This is a genomic window from Niallia sp. MER 6 (genome assembly GCF_023714395.1).
Classification (GTDB): domain Bacteria; phylum Bacillota; class Bacilli; order Bacillales; family Cytobacillaceae; genus Niallia.
The window spans coordinates 19,910-40,143 of sequence record NZ_JAMAUK010000037.1 but is presented as its reverse complement, the minus strand read 5'-3'; the positions used below and the strand labels follow the sequence as shown (position 1 = coordinate 40,143).

Below are 20,234 nucleotides of genomic sequence, written 5' to 3'. Positions count from 1 at the left end.
CCATAGCGTAAGCTAGTAAGATCCCTGAAAGATGATCAGGTTGATAGGTTTGAGGTGGAAGCGTGGTGACACGTGGAGCTGACAAATACTAATAGATCGAGGACTTAACTAAAACGAAAAGCGGAAGAAGCCCGCTTAAATCGATAGGATGTTGGAGCGCGCGAGAAGCAGTCGCAAGACTGTGCACGAGTGAGTGAAACAGCCGTACGATTTGGCTTCTGTAGCTGGACATGAATGATTACTCATTCTTTCTTCTTACAACATAATCTAGTTTTGAGGGAATAACTCTCAAAATTACATAGTCTGGTGGCGATAGCGAGAAGGTCACACCCGTTCCCATACCGAACACGGAAGTTAAGCTTCTCAGCGCCGATGGTAGTTGGGGGCTCTCCCCCTGTGAGAGTAGGACGTCGCCAGGCATATTTAATATTACCGTCGCGGGGTGGAGCAGTCTGGTAGCTCGTCGGGCTCATAACCCGAAGGTCGCAGGTTCAAATCCTGTCCCCGCAATCAAAGCAGAAAATCCTTAGGGTCTAACCTAAGGATTTTTTTTTAGAAAAAGAAACATGCTGTATTTATTAGGAAAGTTCTAGCACTATCTATATAATGAAGATAGGCTAAAAATAATATAGGACAAACTGGGTGAGTTTTATGGATAAATATATGTGGACAACAAATAATGCTGATGAGACAATGGCTTTTGCTGAAAGACTTGCTGAGCTTTTGGATCAAGGTGATGTACTGACATTAGAAGGAGACTTAGGTGCAGGAAAAACAACCTTCACAAAGGGACTTGCTAAAGGGCTAGGCATTACAAAAACAGTAAACAGCCCAACCTTTACAATTATTAAGGAGTATGCGGGCAGGCTTCCGCTTTATCATATGGATGTTTATCGTGTCGAGGATGCCTTTGAGGACCTTGGTTTTGATGAGTATTTTCATGGCAATGGAGTTACAGTGGTAGAATGGGCACACTTAATAGGGGAACAGCTGCCTGAAGAGTATTTAAACATAAGTATTCATTATAAAAATGAAACAGGAAGAGAAATTGTGCTAACCCCCTATGGGTCTAGATATGTGCAAGTATGTAAGGAGTTAATGAAATGAAAATACTAGCAATTGATACTTCCAATCTTGTATTGGGAATTGCCATTATGGATCAAGATAAAGTAATTGGAGAATATATTACGAATTTAAAAAAGAATCATTCTGTCAGGGCAATGCCGGCAGTAGAGATGCTGATGAAGGAATGTGACGTGAAACCAGCTGATTTAACAAAGATAGTGGTTGCTAAAGGTCCTGGTTCTTACACAGGTGTCCGAATAGGAGTCACAATTGCGAAGACTCTTGCTTGGACATTAAATATTCCTCTTGTTGGTGTTTCGAGCCTTGAGGTATTGGCAGCAAGTGCAGGCCGATATTTTCCTGGCAGTGTAAGTCCGTTGTTTGATGCAAGAAGGGGGCAAATTTATACAGGGCTGTACAAGTTTTCAGATGGAGCAGTAGAACAGCTGGAAAAAGACCAGCTTATTCTGGCAAAGGATTGGGTTAGCCGGTTACGAGATGAGCAAGGCAAGGTTTTATTTACAGGTAATGATCTGTCTATCCATAAAGAGCTGCTTGAAGCTGAACTAAAAGATATTGCTGTATTTGCTGATTATGCTGACTTTAATCCAAGACCGGCAGTGCTGGCGAGATTGGGGCAAACGAGGGAAGCAGAAGAGGTTCATCCGTTTACTCCAAATTATATTCGTTTGGCTGAGGCAGAAGCGAATTGGCTTAAGGCAAATAATAAAGAGTAAAAAGGAAGAGAGTAGGTATCATGGAGGATTATCTTTTTCGGGATATGACGATTGGGGATATAGATAAGGTACACATGGTTGAAACACTTTCTTTTAGCACACCATGGAGTAAAGAGGCCTTTTTTAATGAGCTGACAAAGAATCGGTTTGCCAAGTATATAGTTATAGAACATGGCGAACAGTTGGTTGGTTATATTGGAGCATGGATTGTTATAGATGAGGTTCATATAACTAATATTGCCATATTGCCTGATTTCCGGGGGCAAAAGCTTGGAGAAAAACTATTAAGAGCAATGATGGAAGAAGCGAAAAAGCAGGAAGCTAAGTCTATGACATTGGAAGTAAGGGTGACAAATATAGTTGCTCAAAACTTGTACAAAAAGCTTGGTTTCCAAAGCGGCGCTATCAGAAAGAATTATTATACCGATAATCAAGAAGATGCTTTAGTAATGTGGGTGAAAATATAATGATAAAAGATGTATTAATAATGGGAATGGAAACAAGCTGTGATGAAACAGCTGTATCCATCGTTAAAAATGGAACGGAAATCTTATCGAATGTTGTTGCTTCACAAATCGAAAGCCATAAAAGATTTGGCGGTGTTGTCCCAGAGATTGCTTCTAGGCATCATGTTGAACAAATAACATTGGTCATTGAAGAAGCACTGCGCACTGCTGATGTTTCTTATGAAAATTTAGATGCAATTGCTGTCACAGAAGGACCTGGACTTGTCGGTGCTTTGCTTGTTGGTGTTAATGCTGCTAAGGCAATCAGCTTTGCACATGGCATTCCTCTTGTTGGTGTTCATCATATTGCTGGTCATATTTATGCGAATCAGCTTGTGGATAAGTTAGAATTCCCGCTGTTATCTCTAGTAGTCTCAGGGGGACATACAGAGCTTGTCTATATGAAGGAGCATGGTCATTTTGAAGTAATTGGTGAGACAAGGGATGATGCAGCAGGAGAAGCATATGATAAAGTAGCAAGAACGCTAAATCTGCCGTACCCAGGAGGACCTCATATTGACAGGCTTGCCGCAGAAGGAAAGCCATCAATTAAGTTGCCGCGTGCTTGGCTAGAAGGCAGTTATGACTTTAGTTTCAGCGGGCTGAAATCAGCAGTTATCAACACGGTTCATAATGCTGAACAGCGAGGGGAAACCATAAAGCCAGAAGATTTGGCGGCAAGTTTCCAGGAAAGTGTCATTGATGTGCTGACAACAAAAGCCTTTGACGCAGCAAAAGAGTATAAAGTAAAACAAGTAGTCCTAGCAGGCGGAGTAGCTGCAAATAAAGGATTAAGGTCTGCGTTGGAAAAGAAATTTTCAAGCCTTAATGATGTCAGACTGACAATACCGCCATTATCTTTATGTACAGATAATGCTGCGATGATTGCTGCTGCAGGAACAGTTTTCTATGAGAAGGGACAAAGAGCTTTCTCTGATTTAAATGGAAATCCTGGCTTGGATATTACTATCCACAACTAGAAATAGGTATAGGTCTAAATCCCTGTTGAAAAACAGGGGTTTTATTTTAGGATATAAACAGAAATGTCCACAACACTGTGGATAATGTGAGTAAAATCAATAGAAATTGTGGATAATGTGAATAAATCTGTGGAAAGCTAGTTTAATAACTATTTTTATGTGGATAAATATGTGGAAAAAAAGTACTGGGCAAATCACTGCCCAGTACTTTTTACTTATCTGACAATTCAGTCCACTCATCCATAAGGTTGTCGATTTCGCTTTTAAATTCTTCTAGTTCTTTGTTCAGTGCAAATACCTTTTCATGGTCTTGGAAGATGTCAGGCTCACAGAGCTTTTCCTCATGATCTGCTACCTTTTGTTCCAAGCTTTCGATTGTTTTTTCAATTTCTTCAATTCTGCGCATGCGCTGCCGTTCTGCTTTCTTAGCTTCCTTATCTTGTTGATAAGATGTTTTTTCAGTATTATCAACAGCAGGAGCAGAATTGGAAACGGCTGTTTCCATTGCCAGCAACTCTTCTTGTTCGAGTTTCTTGTCTACATAATAGTCATAGTCTCCAAGATATTCCGTTGAACCTTCCTGTTGAAGCTCAATTACTTTTGTAGCAATTCGGTTAATGAAATAACGGTCATGGGAAACGAATAATAGAGTACCAGGATAATCAATTAAAGCATTTTCAAGCACTTCTTTGCTGTCTAGATCAAGATGGTTTGTTGGCTCATCTAAAATCAGTACATTTGGCTTTTCCATCATAAGCTTTGCAAGAGCAAGTCTAGCCTTTTCCCCGCCGCTCAGTGAATTGACAATCTTTAGTACATCGTCTCCTGAGAAGAGAAAATTACCTAGAACGGTTCTAATTTCTTTTTCAGGTCTTAGTGGGAACTCATCCCACAATTCATTTAATACTCTCTTGTTCGAATGGAGTTCTGCTTGCTCTTGGTCATAATAACCAACCATGACATTTGTTCCCCAAGCTGTTGCGCCTGCATGCTTGTCTATTTTTGAGATAATTGTTTTTAGTAATGTTGATTTACCGACACCGTTAGGTCCCACTAAAGCAACACTGTCTCCTCTGGTTAATTGGAAAGAGATATGTTCAGAAACAGTGTTTCCCTCGTAACCAATCGCAAGATCCTGCACCTTTAACACATCATTGCCGGATTGCTTCTCAATTTGGAATCCGAAAGAAGCTGACTTTTCATCACCATCAGGACGCTCAAGACGGTCCATTCGATCCAGTGTTTTTCTTCTGCTTTGAGCTCTTTTTGTTGTCGATGCTCTAGCAAGATTCTTTTGAATAAATGTTTCTAGCTTAGCAATCTCTTCTTGCTGCTTTTCATATACCTTCATATCTCTTTCGTAATTCTCAGCTTTTTGCTGAAGGTAAGAGCTGTAGTTACCATTGAACTTTTGGATATTTGTTCTGGAAAGTTCATATATTTGGGTTACAACTTTATCAAGGAAGTAGCGGTCATGGGAAACAATTAAGACAGCACCATCGTAGCCTTGCAAATATTGTTCCAGCCATGATAGGGTCTCAATATCCAAATGGTTAGTCGGCTCATCCAAAATTAAAATTTCAGGGGTTGTCAGCAAAAGCTTTGCTAAGGCAAGTCTTGTCTTTTGTCCGCCGCTTAATGTAGATATTTTTGTGCTGTAATCAAAGGAACCGAAGTTCAAACCATGAAGTACAGAACGAATATCAGCTTCATACTGATAACCGCCATTTTCCTTAAAGTTATATTGAAGAGTATCATATTCCTTCAATATCTTTTCGAATCTTTCCGGTTGGCTGCTTATGTCAGGGTCTGCCATCTGCTGTTCCAGCTTTCTTAGCTCTGCTTCCTGCTGCTGAAGGCCTTTAAATACGGTCAACATCTCATCCCAAATGGACAGATTAGATTCGAGCCCTGTATTCTGAGCAAGATAACCTATTTCTACATTTTTTGGTTTAATGATTTCCCCAGTATCATATGAAAGGTGGCCAGCGATCATCTTTAGCAATGTCGATTTTCCAGCACCGTTTCGGCCTACTAACGCGATTCTATCTCTTGTTTGCACTTCTAATTTTATATTGGATAAGATAATTTCAGCTCCAAAGTATTTGGAAAGTTGATTCACTTGTAATAGTATCATTGCGTAATTCACCTCAGAATGTATGTATATCAAGTGTAACTTATATACGTGGGAAACCGCAATAAAGGCAATCGCAGGCAGTGAAAATTCTTTAATGATACACTTTAGAAGGAAAATAGTGTATGATTTGCTTAGAGGTGTTAAAAATGAAGAGTTTTACACACTTTAATGATGAGGGCCGAGCGAAAATGGTTGATATAAGCGAAAAAAGCGAAACCGCTCGCATAGCAGTTGCCCACTCAAGCATTATAGTAAATAAATATATATACGACAGCATCATCCATAATACGATAAAAAAAGGCGATGTTTTGGCTGTCGCCCAAGTAGCAGGCATCATGGCAGCAAAAAAAACATCTGACTTAATACCGATGTGCCATCCCATCTCTTTGAAAGGGGTCGATATTTCTTTTCGTTGGGAAGAAGAAGGACAAGAACAAGAAGCTTACCGTTTAGTAATAGAAGTATCAGCAAAGACGATTGGGAGCACCGGCGTGGAAATGGAAGCACTGACTGCAGCATCCGTCACGGCATTAACGATTTATGATATGTGTAAAAGCATTGATAAAGGAATGGTCATCGGAGAAACTTACTTGCTTGAAAAATCAGGCGGTATCAATGGTCCATACAAGAGGGTTTAAAGTTTATCAGGAAAGATAGATGTATTATTAATTACAGGTAGGGGATTACAATGAGCAATGAGATAATGAAGATACCGCAAGCTACTGCTAAGCGGTTGCCTTTATATTATCGCTTCTTAAAAAATTTACATTCTTCAGGGAAACAAAGGGTTTCATCTGCCGAATTAAGTGAGGCAGTTAAGGTAGATTCAGCTACCATCAGAAGGGACTTCTCGTATTTTGGAGCATTAGGGAAAAAGGGTTACGGATATAATGTAAACTACCTGCTTTCCTTTTTCCGGAAGACATTGGACCAAGATGAGCTGACGAAGGTTGCCCTGATTGGTGTGGGTAATTTAGGGGTTGCCTTCTTAAACTATAACTTCTTGAAAAACAACAATACAAAAATAGAAGTGGCATTTGATATTGCAGAAGATAAGACAGGAACGTCAATTGGAGAGGTAGATATCCATCATATGGATGATTTGGAGAAGGTCATTTTAGAGCATGATATCCAGGTTGCCATCTTAACTGTTCCGGCAGCAGTTGCCCAAACGATTACTGATCGTTTAATAGACTGCTCTATTAAAGGCATTCTGAACTTTACACCAGCTCGGCTGACTGTGCCTGCTAGTGTACGAATTCATCATATCGACTTGGCTGTTGAACTTCAATCTCTAGTCTACTTCCTTAAACACTATCCGACTCCAGCAGATGAAGCGGAAGAGGAATGAGCCACAAAAAAAGCAATTATAAATGCTTCCATTTATAATTGCTTTTTTTATTATATATGGCATTATCTCTCCTGATTTTTGCGGGTAGCCTTTTTAATCATAAAATGGAAGGAAATGAGCCGGATTCCAGTGCCTATATCAAATGTCGCCAGTATGACAAGTATATAGGAGAAGAAGCCCCATCCTCCATGATCACGGACTGATTGAACAGCAAAATAGGTAAATAAAGCACCAAGTATTAAATAAAGTATTCCAGAGAGTAATGCTGATTTCCTCATAAAAATCCTCCAATAAATTGTGAAATGTTCTCCATATTTCGCTGCCATTCCTGGATGGCATCCAGATTAAACTGGATGATGACAACCAGTGTGTTCATTGACACATGAGCAAAAATAGGAACCCAGATTCTTTTTGTTCTTACATAAAGGAAAGCAAAGGTGAAACCCATGCTGGCGTACAGCAAGATATGTACAAATTCCATGTGTGCTGCTGCAAAGACAAGAGAACTGATCAATGCAGACAGGAAAAAGCCTAGTCGTTTATAGAGTACCCCGAATATGATTTTCCGAAAAATGATTTCTTCTAAGATTGGACCGACAACGCTGATAACTATAATCACAAGCGGAGAATACTCAACAAAGGTCATAAGCTGCTGTGTATTTTCTGATTCTTGTTCAATTCCTAATGCCATTTCGATTGAACCGGCTATTGATTGAGCAACTAAGGAAAGAAAGATACCTGCCACTGCCCAGCCAATGCTTGCAGGGATGCTTGCGGGATTTTCGCGGAGCGGATTCCTCATCTCATGGCGAAGCAGGAAAAGAACAACGAGCAATGTGACAAGGAAGCTGAAAATCAGCCAAATAACGACAGAAGCCATGCCAAGCTCTGCAGAATCATATCCCATAAGGTTGCCGAAAAACATGACAATCGGAACGCCAATTAAGGTAGATAATTGCATAGCAATATACGATATTACAATAATCCAATATTCTTTTTTCAAGATATCGTACTCCTTTTCGATATTCTAATATATAAATTAATCATATAAACTTTTGAGCATTAGTATTCTTCGCATTCAGCAAATGCTGTCTTTTGCACAAACATGATTAGAATTAGTAATACACATACTATTCATTCTACTAATAAGTGCGTGCTTACTCAAATAGAACACATTAAAAAAGAGGAGATTTTATGAATAAAGTCGAAGAAAGAGTGTATACTTCTTAAAGGCGTGTACAGGGCAGTATAATTTTTTGTAAAATCTAAGGCTTGTCTCTTGCAAATTATAAAAAGATTAATTAATATAATAATTGTGTTAGCACTCAAGAGTGATGAGTGCTAATAATAATAAATTTACATATTATTTGAGGAGGTTGTTTCACTTGTTAAAGCCATTAGGAGATCGTATTGTTATTGAGCTTGTTGAAACAGAAGAAAAAACTGCAAGTGGCATCGTGCTACCTGACTCTGCTAAGGAAAAGCCGCAAGAAGGCAAAGTAGTAGCAGTTGGTAACGGCCGTGTTCTAGACAACGGAGAGCGTGCTGCACTTGATGTATCTGTTGATGATGTAATTATCTTCTCAAAATATTCTGGAACTGAAGTTAAATATGAAGGGAAAGAATATTTAATCCTTCGCGAAAGCGACATTTTGGCAATTGTACAATAATTTGAAATTAATATATAAGAAATAACATAAATTCTTGAGGAGGTTTTTTAAAATGGCTAAAGATATTAAATTTAGTGAAGAAGCGCGCCGCTCTATGCTTCGTGGTGTAGATGCACTTGCTGATGCAGTTAAAGTAACACTTGGACCTAAAGGACGCAATGTCGTGCTTGAAAAAAAATACGGTTCACCGCTAATTACAAATGACGGTGTTACTATCGCAAAAGAAATCGAGTTGGAAGATGCATTTGAAAATATGGGTGCTAAACTTGTAGCTGAAGTTGCAAGCAAAACAAACGATGTTGCTGGGGACGGTACAACAACTGCTACAGTATTGGCACAAGCGATGATCCGTGAAGGACTTAAAAACGTAACTGCTGGTGCAAACCCAATGGGTATCCGCAAAGGGATGGACAAAGCGATTTCAACTGCTATTGAAGAGTTGAAGGCTATCTCAAAACCAATCGAAGGCAAAGCTTCTATCGCACAAGTAGCTGCTATCTCTGCTGCTGACGAAGAAGTTGGCCAATTGATCGCAGAAGCTATGGAACGCGTTGGCAACGACGGTGTAATCACAATTGAAGAATCTAAAGGCTTCACAACTGAATTAGATGTAGTAGAAGGTATGCAATTCGACCGCGGATACGTATCTCCTTACATGGTAACTGATTCAGATAAAATGGAAGCTGTTCTTGACAACCCATACATCTTAATCACTGACAAAAAGATTTCTAACATTCAAGAAATCCTGCCAGTGCTTGAGCAAGTAGTTCAACAAGGCAAGCCATTATTGATCGTAGCTGAAGATGTAGAAGGTGAAGCAAACGCTACATTGGTAGTGAACAAACTTCGCGGAACTTTCACAGCTGTTGCTGTTAAAGCACCAGGCTTTGGTGATCGCCGCAAAGCAATGCTAGAAGATATCGCTGTATTGACTGGCGGAGAGGTTATTACAGAAGATCTTGGCTTAGATCTTAAATCTGCAACAATCGAATCATTAGGCCGCGCTGCGAAAGTTGTTGTTACGAAAGAAAACACAACAATTGTAGAAGGTGCTGGAGATTCAGCAAACATCGCATCACGCATCAACCAAATCCGCGCTCAATTAGAAGAAACTACTTCTGAATTCGACCGTGAGAAATTGCAAGAGCGTCTTGCTAAACTTGCAGGCGGAGTTGCTGTCGTAAAAGTCGGCGCTGCGACTGAAACAGAATTAAAAGAGCGCAAATTGCGCATTGAAGATGCATTGAACTCTACTCGTGCTGCAGTTGAAGAAGGTATTGTAGCTGGTGGTGGTACTGCACTTCTAAACGTATACAACAAAGTTGCTTCTATTGAAGCAGAAGGCGACGAAGCTACTGGTATCAACATCGTTCTTCGCGCAATCGAAGAGCCGGTTCGTCAAATTGCTCACAACGCAGGTCTTGAAGGATCAGTTATCGTTGAGCGCCTTAAAAACGAAGCAGTTGGAACAGGATTCAACGCTGCTAACGGTCAATGGGTTAACATGATCGAAGCTGGTATTGTTGATCCAACTAAAGTTACTCGTTCTGCGCTTCAAAACGCAGGAAGCGTTGCTGCTATGTTCTTAACAACAGAAGCAGTAGTTGCTGACAAGCCAGAACCAGCAGGTAGCGCTGCAATGCCTGATATGGGCGGCATGGGTGGAATGGGCGGCATGATGTAAGGCCGTTTACGCCTAACATCTGATAAATAGTTGCAACTATTTTACCTAATACTAAACCCCACTTCTTTTTTTAAAGAAGTGGGGTTTTTTTGCGTTACTATCCCAATGGATACTTTTTTTAATTACATAAATCGCCCTGCTTGTTTCAAGTACTATAATAAAATGGGATAATTATAAACTATTTGAATGAAAGCGTTTAATAAATATCAATCAAACATATTTACGGATATAGCTAAGATGATTAATTAAGTAATAGGTGTTTAGCAGTCTTTGCTTTTTGGATACATGTTGAAACTTCGATAAACTTGGAGGAATTTATGAAAAAGGGCAAACTTAGTTTACAAGCTATCATAATTATTTTTGTATGTATTGTGGTTGCGTTATCACTTGGGATAACCGACTTGCTTATAAGTAAAAGTATTACTTCCAGTGTAGAAGAGACACAGAAAGAAAAGGCGCTGGATGTTGCAAGGACAATGGCGGTTACTCCAGCTGTAATCAAGACTCTTGAAGGACAAGCTAATCAAGCGGAATTACAGGAATTTGCTAATGTAATAAAAGACAAAACGAATGTGAACTTTGTTGTTGTTATGAATATGAAGGGAATTCGGCTGTCTCACCCGGAGTCTAGTAAGGTGGGTAAGCATTTCTTTGGGGGAGATGAAGGCCCTGTTCTTAAAGGGGAGGAGTATGTTTCCATTTCAAAAGGAACGCTCGGTAAATCTATGAGGGCATTTACCCCAATAAAGGATGCACAGGGCAAACAAATTGGAGCGGTTGCTGTCGGGATTTCTTTGAAAAGTGTTACAGAGGCTGTTGATAAAGGACGGATGGGAATTGTTTTGGGGACGTTAATCGGACTTATGATTGGAATAATTGGTGCGGTCGTTCTAGCAAGGTATATTAAAAAAATCCTTTTAGGACTTGAGCCGTTTGTTATTGCGAAGCTGCTTGAAGAGCGCAGTTCTATGCTTCAGTCTGTACGTGAGGGCATTATAGCCATTGACCAGGAAGGAAAAATCACCCTTGTTAACAAGGCAGCGAGTAAGCTTTTTAAAAAGGCAGGTCTTGAGGAAGAGCCAATGGGGATAAATATTGAGGATTACTTGCCAGAAACCCGGTTAACTCGCATTATCAAATCAGGTGAAACAGAGCTCGATCAAGAACAGAACCTGCAGGGGGTTACTATTTTAGTAAACCGGGTACCGGTCGTTGTTGGAAATCAGGCTGTAGGAGCCATCGCTACATTTCGGGATAAAACAGAGGTCCAGCATCTGGCTGAACAGCTGACAGGTGTCCGTAATTATGCGGATGCTCTCCGTGCTCAAGCTCATGAATTTATGAATAAGCTCCATGTTATCTTAGGTCTTGTCAGAACGGAACAATATGATACACTTGCTGATTATGTAAGTGAAACGGTTAATCATCGGGAAACGGAAATGGACTTTGTGACAAGGAAAGTCCAAGATCCTGTGCTTGCTGGTTTTCTGATTGGGAAGCTAAGCTTTGCAAGAGAATCAGGAGTTTCCTTTTCATTTGATTGTGCCAATAAGCTGCCGAAGCCGGCAAACTCGGAAATTACACATGAGCTGATTACGATTATTGGCAATCTTTTGGATAATGCAATAGAGGCTATTGCAAACAGTATAAATAAAAAGGTCCATCTTAAACTGGATTATGCAGAGGATATTTTAACAATCGAGGTTAAAGACACAGGAATGGGAATGACGAATTCACTCCAAAACAAAATCCTAGATAAAGGCTTTTCTACTAAAGGAAATAACCGCGGATACGGATTATACCTTTTGGCGCAAGCAATTGAAAGGCTGGAAGGAGAACTGATTATTTCGTCCAAGCCAGGAAAGGGAACGAGTTTTGCTGTGTATATATCATATCAAGAGGAGGATAAAGAGAATTGATTAATGTAATGATCGTTGAAGATGACCCGATGGTAGCACAAATTAATAAACGATATCTTGCCAAAATTGAAGGGTTCCGATTAGCGGCAACAGCTACATCAGTTGATGAAGCTATACAATTACTAAATACAGAAGAAATCCAGCTTATCCTTTTGGATATTTTTATGCCGGGAAAGCTTGGGATTGAACTATTAGCACATCTGCGGAAAAATGAACTTGAAATTGATGTGATCATCATTTCTGCTGCATCCGATCTTGATCGAATAAAGAGGGCATTAAGATATGGGATTGTCGACTATTTAATCAAGCCGTTTGAGTTTGACCGGTTTAACACGGCACTTACTACCTATCTTGAACAAACTCGGTTAATTGATAAGCAAGATTCAGTAAGTCAGCAGGAGCTGGATTCCTTACTTTTGCACAGAGATGAACATGTCATCGCAGAGGAGCTGCCAAAGGGGTTAGCGAAGGATACGTTAAAGCAAGTATGGGATGCCATTCAGCGATTAAAGGCAGACCCTTTTTCGACTGATGACATTGTAAATATTGTAGGCATCTCAAGAGTTTCTGCCAGAAAGTATCTTAATTTTCTTAAGGATACAGGAATCCTGGAGGTTAAGGTTATCTATGGAGCAGTCGGAAGGCCTGTGTATCAGCATGAATATAATCAATTTAAAGAACACTTAATTAAAAATTTTTTGTAAGCAGTTAGGAAAGCTGCTTACTTTTTTTATTTACAAAAAGAATTATTAAACTTTATTAAACTATGAAAACGGTTTACAGGGGAATATGATGTACACGTAACAAAGGGGAGTAATATTTGCAATCACACTATCGCGATTGCAAAGGGAATTTGGATTTTTTACATGATGATAAAAATGACAAGGGGGATTAAATATGCAAATTCCAATTAAGAAGACGCTCGATAAAATTCCAGGCGGAATGATGGTAGTTCCGTTATTTTTAGGGGTACTAACAAACACTTTTTTTCCACAGTTTTTAGAAATAGGGCATTTTACAACGGCATTATTCAGTAAAGAGGCATCATCAACTATTTTAGCTTGTTTTATGTTTTTAATTGGTTCACAAATTAACTTTAAACTAGCACCAAAAGCGATTAAAAAAGGTGCAATTTTATTATCTGGTAAATTTATAGTAGGTGCAGGTCTAGGTATCTTTATAGCGATGGTTTTTGGACCGGCTGGTATTCTAGGATTGTCACCACTAGCTATCCTTGCAGCATTGTTAAACGCTAACGGTGGGTTATATGCTTCACTAGCTTCATCTTATGGTGACGAAACAGATGTAGGGGCATACGCATTATTTTCTTTAAAAGATGGTCCATTTTTCACATTAGTTGCTTTAGGTGCATCCGGCCTTGCTTCTATTCCTTTTCAAGCACTTGTAGGCGTGTTAATTCCTATCGTAATTGGGATGATTTTAGGAAATATCGATCCGGATATGAGAAAGTTTCTTGGAAGCAGTAAGTTATTATTAATCCCATTTTTCTCTTTCCCATTAGGGGCAGGCATGAATCTGAATACAATTGTAGAAGCGGGTGGTCCAGGCTTACTACTAGGATTAATCGCTTCATTTACAGGAATTGGTGCTTTCTTGCTTTTGAAATTATTCAAAGAAAATCCTATCGTCGGTTTAGCAACAGGGTCAACTGCAGGTAACGCTGTAGCGACACCAGCTGTAGTTGCGGCAGCAGATCCAACACTTTCTGCAATAGCACCAGCAGCTACTGCGCAAGTTGCAGCAGCATGTGTTGTTTCTGCAATCGTTTGTCCGATTATTGTCAGCTATGTATATAAACGGTCAGAAAAGAAAAAAGCTAAAAAGCTTATAACAAAGGCTGCATGATAAAAAATATATTAAATTTCTATAGAAAGAAGGATTTCCATAATGAGCGTGCCTGATAATGTAATTATTACAACATTAAAAGGAAAAGAAGTTCTGTCTAATCCTTTTATCAATAAGGGAACAGCATTTACTAGAGAGGAAAGGGAAGAGCTTGGACTTGACGGCCTGTTGCCGCCTCACGTGCTTACCCTTGATGAACAGGCTAACAGAGCCTATGAGCAATATTCCATGCGGACTACAAATCTTTTCAAAAACGGTTTGCTTTATGATTTATATAACCGGAATGTTGTCCTTTTTTACCGACTTTTAAAAGATCATTTAGCAGAGATGCTTCCAATCATCTATACACCTACTGTCGGAGAAGCGATTCAGACATACTCTCATAGCTATCATCGCCCAGGTGGATTATATCTTTCCATTGATCATCCTGAAGGTGTTGAAAAAGGATTTGCTAATCTTGGGGTCTCAAAAAATGACATAGACTTAATCGTTGTCACTGACTCTGAAAGTATCCTTGGAATCGGGGATCAAGGGGTAGGCGGTATTAATATTGCAATCGGTAAACTGGCTGTTTATACAGCGGCAGCTGGGATTGATCCAAGCCGCGTCCTGCCAATCGTATTGGATGTTGGCACAAACAATCAATCTTTAATTGACGACCCTATCTATATTGGTAACAAGTTCGCCCGTGTCCGCGGTGAACGTTATGATAAATTCATTGATTTATTTGTACAGACTGCCAGAAAATTCCTCCCAGAAGTGCTTATCCATTGGGAGGATCTTGGCAATGTAAATGCTCGAAATATTTTAGAAAAATACGGTGACAAAATCCTTACATTTAATGATGATATCCAAGGAACAGGTGCTGTTACGCTTGCAGCGGTTATGTCTGCATTAAAGGTCACAGAAACTTCTCTGAAAGATCAGCGTATTGTTGTCTTTGGACCAGGTGCTGCGGGGATCGGGAACGCAGACCAAATGGCAGATGCAATGGTCCTTGAAGGATTGACAGAAGAAGAAGCATACGACCGTTTCTGGGCAATTGATTATCGAGGATTACTGACAGATGAAACACCGGATGTCCTGAAATTCCAACTTCCTTACGTAAGAGAAGGAGAGGAAGTAGAGGGCTGGGAGAGAAACGAGGACGGAATCATTCCATTAATGGAAGTAGTGAAGAGAGTAAAACCTACCATTCTTATCGGTACTTCCGGTCAAGCTGGCGCCTTCACAGAGGAAATAGTGAAGGAGATGGCTAAGCATGTTGAACGTCCAATCATCATGCCTATGTCTAATCCGACTCATCTTGCAGAAGCCATACCAGAAGATTTAATTAAATGGACAGACGGCAAAGCGTTAATTGCGACAGGAAGCCCATTTGATAATGTAGAATATAACGGTGTTTCCTATGAAATCGGACAGTCTAATAACGCATTTGTATTTCCAGGTCTAGGGCTTGGAGCGATTGTTGCAAAAGCCCAAGTAATCTCAAAAGGAATGTTCGCAGCAGCTGCAAATGCTGTAGCAGAGATGTGCGACAATACTGAGCCAGGCTCGTCATTGCTGCCGTCAATTGAGAAACTACATGATGTATCAATCTATGTGGCTGTTGAAGTAGCTAAGGCTGCACTAGAGGAAGGTATCGCAAAAGCAGATATTTCCAATGACGTACCAAAAGCTGTAGTTGATGCTGTTTGGCAGCCTGAGTATAAGGAAATTAAGAGTGTTGGGATTTGGACGAGAGTTTAAGTGCGCTTTAAATTAGGTAGAAAGAAGTTTTCTCTCAAACTTACTGAAGATAATTATTTAAACAATGGAAAGCTGTTCATCTGTACTACTGGTGAACAGCTTTTTTCTATACAATTTCTATGCTTCCCCCCTTACCAATAAGGTATAATAGTGGCAGAAAGAAAACGGAAATACCATGCTCAAAAAGGAGGGATGCTCTTGCAAAGCAAAAATAAAACGGTAGTAAAGTCAATGGACATTCTTAATCTTTTCCTTCACCATTCAAAGCTGAGCTTTAATGAGATTGTTCAGTTTTCAGGTATTCCAAAGACGTCTGTGTACAGGATGGTGCTGTCGCTCGAGGAAATGGGTTTACTTGATAAGGATGTGGATGGGAAATATTCGCTTGGGCTTTTGTTTCTTCAGTTCGGCCATTTGGTGTCAGAGAGGCTTGATATTAGGCAGTTAGCTTTGCCTGTAATGCATATGCTTCACCAGGAGGTTGGCGAAGCAGTTAACTTGATTGTCCGCGATGGAAATGAGGCCATTTATATTGAAAAGCTGGACACGAAACAGCCTGTGAGGCTTTATACGGCAATTGGGAGAAGGACACCTCTTTATGCGGGTGCTTGCTCTCGTGTTATTCTTGCTTTCCTGCCGTATATGGAGCGGGAGAAATATATTGATGAAACAGAATTACAGCCAATTGCGTCAGGTACAATCACAGACAGAGAAAAACTGCGTCAGCTGATTACGGAATCAAGGGAAAATGGTTTCTCTGTCAGTTATTCAGAGCTAGAGGATTATTCGGCTGCTCTTGCTGCACCGGTTTTTAACTTTAAAGGAGAAATCGTAGCAGGCATTAGCGTTGCTGGGCTTGATGTTAATTATAAGCAGGACAAGCTGGGGCCGCTTTCTGAGAAAGTGAAGGCAGCTGCATTGGAGATTTCCCGCAAATTGGGATATATAGAATAAGATAAAGGACATGGATGTATAATCTCATGTCCTTTTTATCTGTCCTTAAGAGCGGAAAGGGGTAATCTCAATCCTTGATTTTTCAAGGGTTTCCTTGATTTGCTGGGCAAAAGTGAGAGCTTCAGAGCCGTCGCCATGAATGCAAATAGTATCAGCTTTGACAGATATATCTGCTCCTTGTCTAGTAGTGACTTTTCCTTCCTTAACCATGCGGACTACTTGGCCGACCGCTTGGTTCTTGTCATGGATAAGGGCATCTGGCTCTGTTCGCGGTGTTAACGTACCGCCGCTATCGTATGTGCGATCGGCAAATACTTCATTTGCTGTTTGCAGACCGATTCTTTCACCAGCAGTGACTAGTTCACTGCCAGCTAAACCGAATAGTATTAATTCTGGGTCAACTTTATAGACTGCTTCTGCTATTGCAGTTGCAAGAAGGCTGTTTTTGGCAGCCATATTGTATAACGCTCCATGGGGCTTAACATGCTGCATCTTTGCACCTTCTGCTTTGACGAAGCCAGACAAAGCGCCAATCTGGTAAATGACAATATCATGTGCTTCTTGTGGCGAGATATTCATGTTTCGTCGTCCGAACCCAGCTAAATCGGGAAGGCCTGGATGTGCACCGATTTTAACGTTATTATTGAGTGCAAGCTTTACCGTATTCCTCATCACTGATGGGTCGCCAGCATGAAAACCACAGGCAATATTTGCTGATGTAACGAAGCGAAGAATCTCTTCATCCATTCCTATCTTATATGCTCCGAAACTTTCACCTAAATCACAGTTCAAATCAACTTTATACAAAAAAATGCCTCCCAACTTAATATTCCGATTTAAGGAACTATTGTTTCGAATATCGTAGCATAAAACAGTATTTATGCATATCAGCAAATTTTTATAATATTTAAATTAGTTGATTTAAACCTCTACATGTAGGGTCTTTTCGATAATGTTAGTTTGAAATAATAAATTATATTGTATTTTTATTCTTACTAGTATAATATAACAGATAAATCTAATAATTCAGAACTTCAGTTCCGAAAATCGGAACTGTTAGAAATGGATGTCGTCATACTTAAAGTAATAGATACATAGAAGGGAGTAATCTTATAGATGATTAAACTAATAGGAATTCTTGTTGTGGCAATTGGCTTTGCATTTCGTTTTAACACATTGCTGGTTGTTACCGTTGCAGGTATTGTAACAGGCCTTGTGTCAGGCTATTCTTTTAATGAAATACTAACTTTATTTGGGCAATTCTTTATCGATAACCGCTATATGTCTTTACCAATTATCCTGACATTGCCGGTGATTGGGGTGCTCGAGCGTTATGGTCTGAAAGAGCGAGCAGAATCTTTAATTAAAAAAGCAAAAAATGCAACAACAGGACGTGTGTTGTTGACTTACTTGTTTATCCGCGAAGGTTCTGCGGCAATAGGCCTTAATATCGGCGGACATGCTCAAACGGTCCGGCCTCTTGTTGCACCAATGGCTGAAGGAGCGGCGGCTGCACGATATGGCGATCTGTCGGAAAAAACAAAAAATGATATAAAGGCACATTCTGCTGCTGCCGAAAATACAGGCTGGTTTTTCGGAGAGGATATCTTTATCGCAACAGGTGCAATCCTGCTGATGAAGGGTTTCTTTGATTCAGTCGGCATTCATGTAGAGGTTTGGGATATGGCATTATGGGGCATTCCTACTGCCATTACTGCATTGATTGTAAGCTGGTTCCGTTTTAACAGACTTGATAGGCGTATTGCCAAAGCGGCAGGAAAAAACGGCAGTTTAAACAACTTGGCAAAAACGAACAAAGATGAGGAGGTAATGTAATGCACTTAATAACGCTTGATACACTTTATTACTTATTAGGTATTATCGTTGCCTTCGTTGCAGTTCGTGTTGCATTGGATAAGAATCATCCAACCCGGTGGGGTTCCACTATTTTCTGGGGGATTTTTGCGATAACTTTCCTGGTTGGCAAACAAATCCCGCCGCTTTATGTTGGATACCTTGTATTAGTGATGGTGATAGTTGCTTCAATTGGAAAGGTGACAAAGTCAAAAGAGGAAGAATCAGATTCTGCTGAAAGAGAAGGGCATGCAGAAAGACTTAGAAATAAAATATTCCTTCCAGCTATCTTGATTCCAGTTCTCACCATTGTAGGAACACTGACTCTTGGAAAAATCAAGTTTGGTTCTGTCCAGCTTGTAAATCCGGAGAATGTTACATTGATTGCTCTTGGGCTTGCAACAATTATCGCCTTTATAGCGGCACAGCTAATCACAAAGGCAAAGGCAACAGTTCCTATTAATGAAGGGAGCCGTCTCCTTCAAGCTGTAGGCTGGGCAGTTATTTTGCCGCAGATGCTCGCAGCATTAGGCGGAATATTCTCTAAGGCAGGCGTCGGTGATGTTGTATCAGGAATTGTCGGAGATTTCCTGCCGACAAATTATGCTTTTGTAGCTGTAGCTGCTTATTGTATCGGAATGTTGCTGTTCACGATGATTATGGGAAATGCTTTTGCTGCTTTTGCTGTAATAACAGGAGGAATCGGGCTTCCTTTGATTGTTCAGCTCCATGGCGGCAATCCTGCTATCATGGCAGCACTTGGTATGTTTGCAGGCTATTGTGGAACATTGATGACGCCGATGGCTGCTAATTTTAATATTGTTCCAGCAATGCTTTTGAATTTAAAGGATAAAAATGCAGTCATTAAAGCACAAATACCTGTGGCTATACCAGTGTTTATTATTAATATGCTGCTGATGTTTTTCCTTGTATACCATTTTTGATTTCGTATTAACCAAACAATTAGGAGGGATATGAAATGCAGAAGATTTTGCTGACAGGATTTGATCCATTTGGAGGAGAAGCAACTAACCCAGCTTTAGAATCTGTTAAAAAGCTTGATGGTGTTAAAATTGGAGATTATTTAATAGAAGTACGAGAAGTTCCAACTGTTTTTGATGAATCAATAGCGAGATTAAAAGAATATATAAAGGAAATAAAGCCAGCGCTGGTTATTTGTGTTGGTCAAGCAGGCGGCCGTCCTGATGTTACGATTGAGCGGATTGCGATTAATGTCAATGACGCACGGATTGCAGACAATCAAGGACAGCAGCCGATTGATACAGCCGTTGTAGAAGGAGGTCCAGCAGCCTATTGGTCTACACTTCCCATCAAGGCCATCGTGAAAGCAATGCGAAAGGAGGGAGTGCCAGCCTCTGTTTCCCAGACTGCAGGCACATTTGTCTGCAACCATATTTTCTATGGTCTAATGAATGTATTAGAGCAAATGGGTAACAAGATAAAAGGCGGCTTTATTCATATTCCATTCCTTCCTGAGCAGGCGACAGCACATCCAGGTCAGCCAAGCATGGCACTTGATACGATAGTTAAAGGGCTGAAGACAGCAGTTGAAGCAGCGGTTGTTACTGAAAAGGACATTCAGGAAATAGGCGGACAGACTCATTAAACAGGAAATATAGTGCTGTCTAAAGAATAGATAAAAGTGACATGAGTAATGGTTGCTCATGTCACTTTTCTATTCAGAGAAGTTGCGTTTTAAATTTCTGATAATTATAATAGTTTTATAATCTAATATGCGGAA

At 40.1% G+C, this 20,234-nt stretch carries 20 protein-coding genes, 1 tRNA gene and 2 rRNA genes; 19 read left to right on the top strand and 4 right to left on the bottom strand.

The window, feature by feature from the left end:
- The 7 genes from M3600_RS25380 to tsaD form a co-directional block, all read left to right on the top strand.
- A 23S ribosomal RNA gene (locus M3600_RS25380) occupies nucleotides 1-112 on the top strand; the annotation flags it as partial.
- 190 nt (nucleotides 113-302) lie between these two features.
- A 5S ribosomal RNA gene (gene rrf / locus M3600_RS25375) occupies nucleotides 303-419 on the top strand.
- 17 nt (nucleotides 420-436) lie between these two features.
- Nucleotides 437-510: transfer RNA gene (locus M3600_RS25370), tRNA-Met, on the top strand.
- Between the two features lie 141 nt (nucleotides 511-651).
- Complete coding sequence (gene tsaE, locus M3600_RS25365) at nucleotides 652-1,107, top strand: tRNA (adenosine(37)-N6)-threonylcarbamoyltransferase complex ATPase subunit type 1 TsaE (RefSeq protein ID WP_233319042.1); 456 nt, start codon at nucleotides 652-654, stop codon at nucleotides 1,105-1,107.
- Nucleotides 1,104-1,802, top strand: coding sequence for a tRNA (adenosine(37)-N6)-threonylcarbamoyltransferase complex dimerization subunit type 1 TsaB (gene tsaB, locus M3600_RS25360; RefSeq protein ID WP_237940586.1), 699 nt, complete (start codon nucleotides 1,104-1,106; stop codon nucleotides 1,800-1,802). The genes tsaE and tsaB overlap by 4 nt, the downstream gene beginning before the upstream one ends.
- Before the next feature lie 20 nt (nucleotides 1,803-1,822).
- Complete coding sequence (gene rimI / locus M3600_RS25355) at nucleotides 1,823-2,269, top strand: ribosomal protein S18-alanine N-acetyltransferase (protein WP_233319037.1); 447 nt, start codon at nucleotides 1,823-1,825, stop codon at nucleotides 2,267-2,269.
- Complete coding sequence (gene tsaD / locus M3600_RS25350; RefSeq protein WP_237940588.1) at nucleotides 2,269-3,288, top strand: tRNA (adenosine(37)-N6)-threonylcarbamoyltransferase complex transferase subunit TsaD; 1,020 nt, start codon at nucleotides 2,269-2,271, stop codon at nucleotides 3,286-3,288. Before rimI ends, tsaD begins: the two co-directional genes overlap by 1 nt.
- A gap of 211 nt (nucleotides 3,289-3,499) precedes the next feature.
- On the opposite strand, the gene M3600_RS25345 is transcribed toward tsaD, so the two are convergent.
- Nucleotides 3,500-5,425, bottom strand: coding sequence for an ABC-F family ATP-binding cassette domain-containing protein (locus M3600_RS25345; RefSeq protein ID WP_233319032.1), 1,926 nt, complete (start codon nucleotides 5,423-5,425; stop codon nucleotides 3,500-3,502).
- Between the two features lie 146 nt (nucleotides 5,426-5,571).
- On the opposite strand from M3600_RS25345, the gene moaC reads away from it, so the two are divergent.
- Both moaC and M3600_RS25335 read left to right on the top strand, forming a co-directional pair.
- Nucleotides 5,572-6,063 (top strand): cyclic pyranopterin monophosphate synthase MoaC, encoded by a 492-nt coding sequence (gene moaC, locus M3600_RS25340; RefSeq protein ID WP_233319030.1) that lies wholly within the window; start codon nucleotides 5,572-5,574, stop codon nucleotides 6,061-6,063.
- Nucleotides 6,064-6,113: 50 nt separating this feature from the next.
- A complete protein-coding gene (locus M3600_RS25335) occupies nucleotides 6,114-6,776 on the top strand; it encodes a redox-sensing transcriptional repressor Rex (protein WP_233319027.1) in 663 nt (220 codons plus the stop codon).
- A gap of 62 nt (nucleotides 6,777-6,838) precedes the next feature.
- Here M3600_RS25335 and M3600_RS25330 read toward each other — a convergent pair whose 3' ends face one another.
- Both M3600_RS25330 and M3600_RS25325 read right to left on the bottom strand, forming a co-directional pair.
- The gene (locus M3600_RS25330; RefSeq protein WP_233319025.1) at nucleotides 6,839-7,054 is read right to left on the bottom strand and encodes a YdiK family protein; all 216 of its coding nucleotides are present in this window, start codon (nucleotides 7,052-7,054) and stop codon (nucleotides 6,839-6,841) included.
- The gene (locus M3600_RS25325; RefSeq protein ID WP_233319023.1) at nucleotides 7,051-7,779 is read right to left on the bottom strand and encodes a CPBP family intramembrane glutamic endopeptidase; all 729 of its coding nucleotides are present in this window, start codon (nucleotides 7,777-7,779) and stop codon (nucleotides 7,051-7,053) included. Before M3600_RS25325 ends, M3600_RS25330 begins: the two co-directional genes overlap by 4 nt.
- 382 nt (nucleotides 7,780-8,161) lie before the next feature.
- On the opposite strand from M3600_RS25325, the gene groES reads away from it, so the two are divergent.
- The 7 genes from groES to M3600_RS25290 all read left to right on the top strand — a co-directional run bounded on the left by groES (nucleotide 8,162) and on the right by M3600_RS25290 (nucleotide 16,618).
- Nucleotides 8,162-8,446: a co-chaperone GroES gene (groES, locus tag M3600_RS25320; protein ID WP_127742660.1), complete on the top strand. Its 285-nt coding sequence runs from the start codon at nucleotides 8,162-8,164 to the stop codon at nucleotides 8,444-8,446.
- A 52-nt stretch (nucleotides 8,447-8,498) separates the two neighbouring features.
- On the top strand, nucleotides 8,499-10,130 hold the full coding sequence (groL, locus tag M3600_RS25315; protein WP_233319021.1) for a chaperonin GroEL: 1,632 nt from the start codon (nucleotides 8,499-8,501) through the stop codon (nucleotides 10,128-10,130).
- Nucleotides 10,131-10,447: 317 nt separating this feature from the next.
- The gene (gene dcuS, locus M3600_RS25310) at nucleotides 10,448-12,049 is read left to right on the top strand and encodes a DcuS/MalK family sensor histidine kinase (protein WP_251648031.1); all 1,602 of its coding nucleotides are present in this window, start codon (nucleotides 10,448-10,450) and stop codon (nucleotides 12,047-12,049) included.
- Complete coding sequence (locus tag M3600_RS25305) at nucleotides 12,046-12,753, top strand: response regulator (RefSeq protein ID WP_233319015.1); 708 nt, start codon at nucleotides 12,046-12,048, stop codon at nucleotides 12,751-12,753. Before dcuS ends, M3600_RS25305 begins: the two co-directional genes overlap by 4 nt.
- 193 nt (nucleotides 12,754-12,946) lie before the next feature.
- Nucleotides 12,947-13,915: a 2-keto-3-deoxygluconate permease gene (locus tag M3600_RS25300; protein WP_233319013.1), complete on the top strand. Its 969-nt coding sequence runs from the start codon at nucleotides 12,947-12,949 to the stop codon at nucleotides 13,913-13,915.
- 42 nt (nucleotides 13,916-13,957) lie between these two features.
- Nucleotides 13,958-15,664, top strand: coding sequence for an NAD-dependent malic enzyme (locus M3600_RS25295; RefSeq protein ID WP_251648029.1), 1,707 nt, complete (start codon nucleotides 13,958-13,960; stop codon nucleotides 15,662-15,664).
- Nucleotides 15,665-15,862: 198 nt separating this feature from the next.
- Entirely contained in the window at nucleotides 15,863-16,618 is a 756-nt protein-coding gene (locus M3600_RS25290; protein ID WP_233318998.1) for an IclR family transcriptional regulator, read from the top strand.
- A 45-nt stretch (nucleotides 16,619-16,663) separates the two neighbouring features.
- Here M3600_RS25290 and pxpA read toward each other — a convergent pair whose 3' ends face one another.
- Entirely contained in the window at nucleotides 16,664-17,425 is a 762-nt protein-coding gene (gene pxpA, locus M3600_RS25285; protein ID WP_233318996.1) for a 5-oxoprolinase subunit PxpA, read from the bottom strand.
- A gap of 309 nt (nucleotides 17,426-17,734) precedes the next feature.
- Here pxpA and M3600_RS25280 point away from each other — a divergent pair, with 309 nt between their 5' ends.
- The 3 genes from M3600_RS25280 to pcp are packed head-to-tail and all read left to right on the top strand — an operon-like array spanning nucleotide 17,735 to nucleotide 20,099.
- Nucleotides 17,735-18,454: a DUF969 domain-containing protein gene (locus M3600_RS25280; RefSeq protein ID WP_233318994.1), complete on the top strand. Its 720-nt coding sequence runs from the start codon at nucleotides 17,735-17,737 to the stop codon at nucleotides 18,452-18,454.
- Nucleotides 18,454-19,416 (top strand): DUF979 domain-containing protein, encoded by a 963-nt coding sequence (locus tag M3600_RS25275; RefSeq protein WP_251648027.1) that lies wholly within the window; start codon nucleotides 18,454-18,456, stop codon nucleotides 19,414-19,416. Before M3600_RS25280 ends, M3600_RS25275 begins: the two co-directional genes overlap by 1 nt.
- 35 nt (nucleotides 19,417-19,451) lie before the next feature.
- The gene (gene pcp, locus M3600_RS25270) at nucleotides 19,452-20,099 is read left to right on the top strand and encodes a pyroglutamyl-peptidase I (protein ID WP_251648025.1); all 648 of its coding nucleotides are present in this window, start codon (nucleotides 19,452-19,454) and stop codon (nucleotides 20,097-20,099) included.
- The last annotated feature ends 135 nt before the right edge of the window (nucleotides 20,100-20,234 follow it).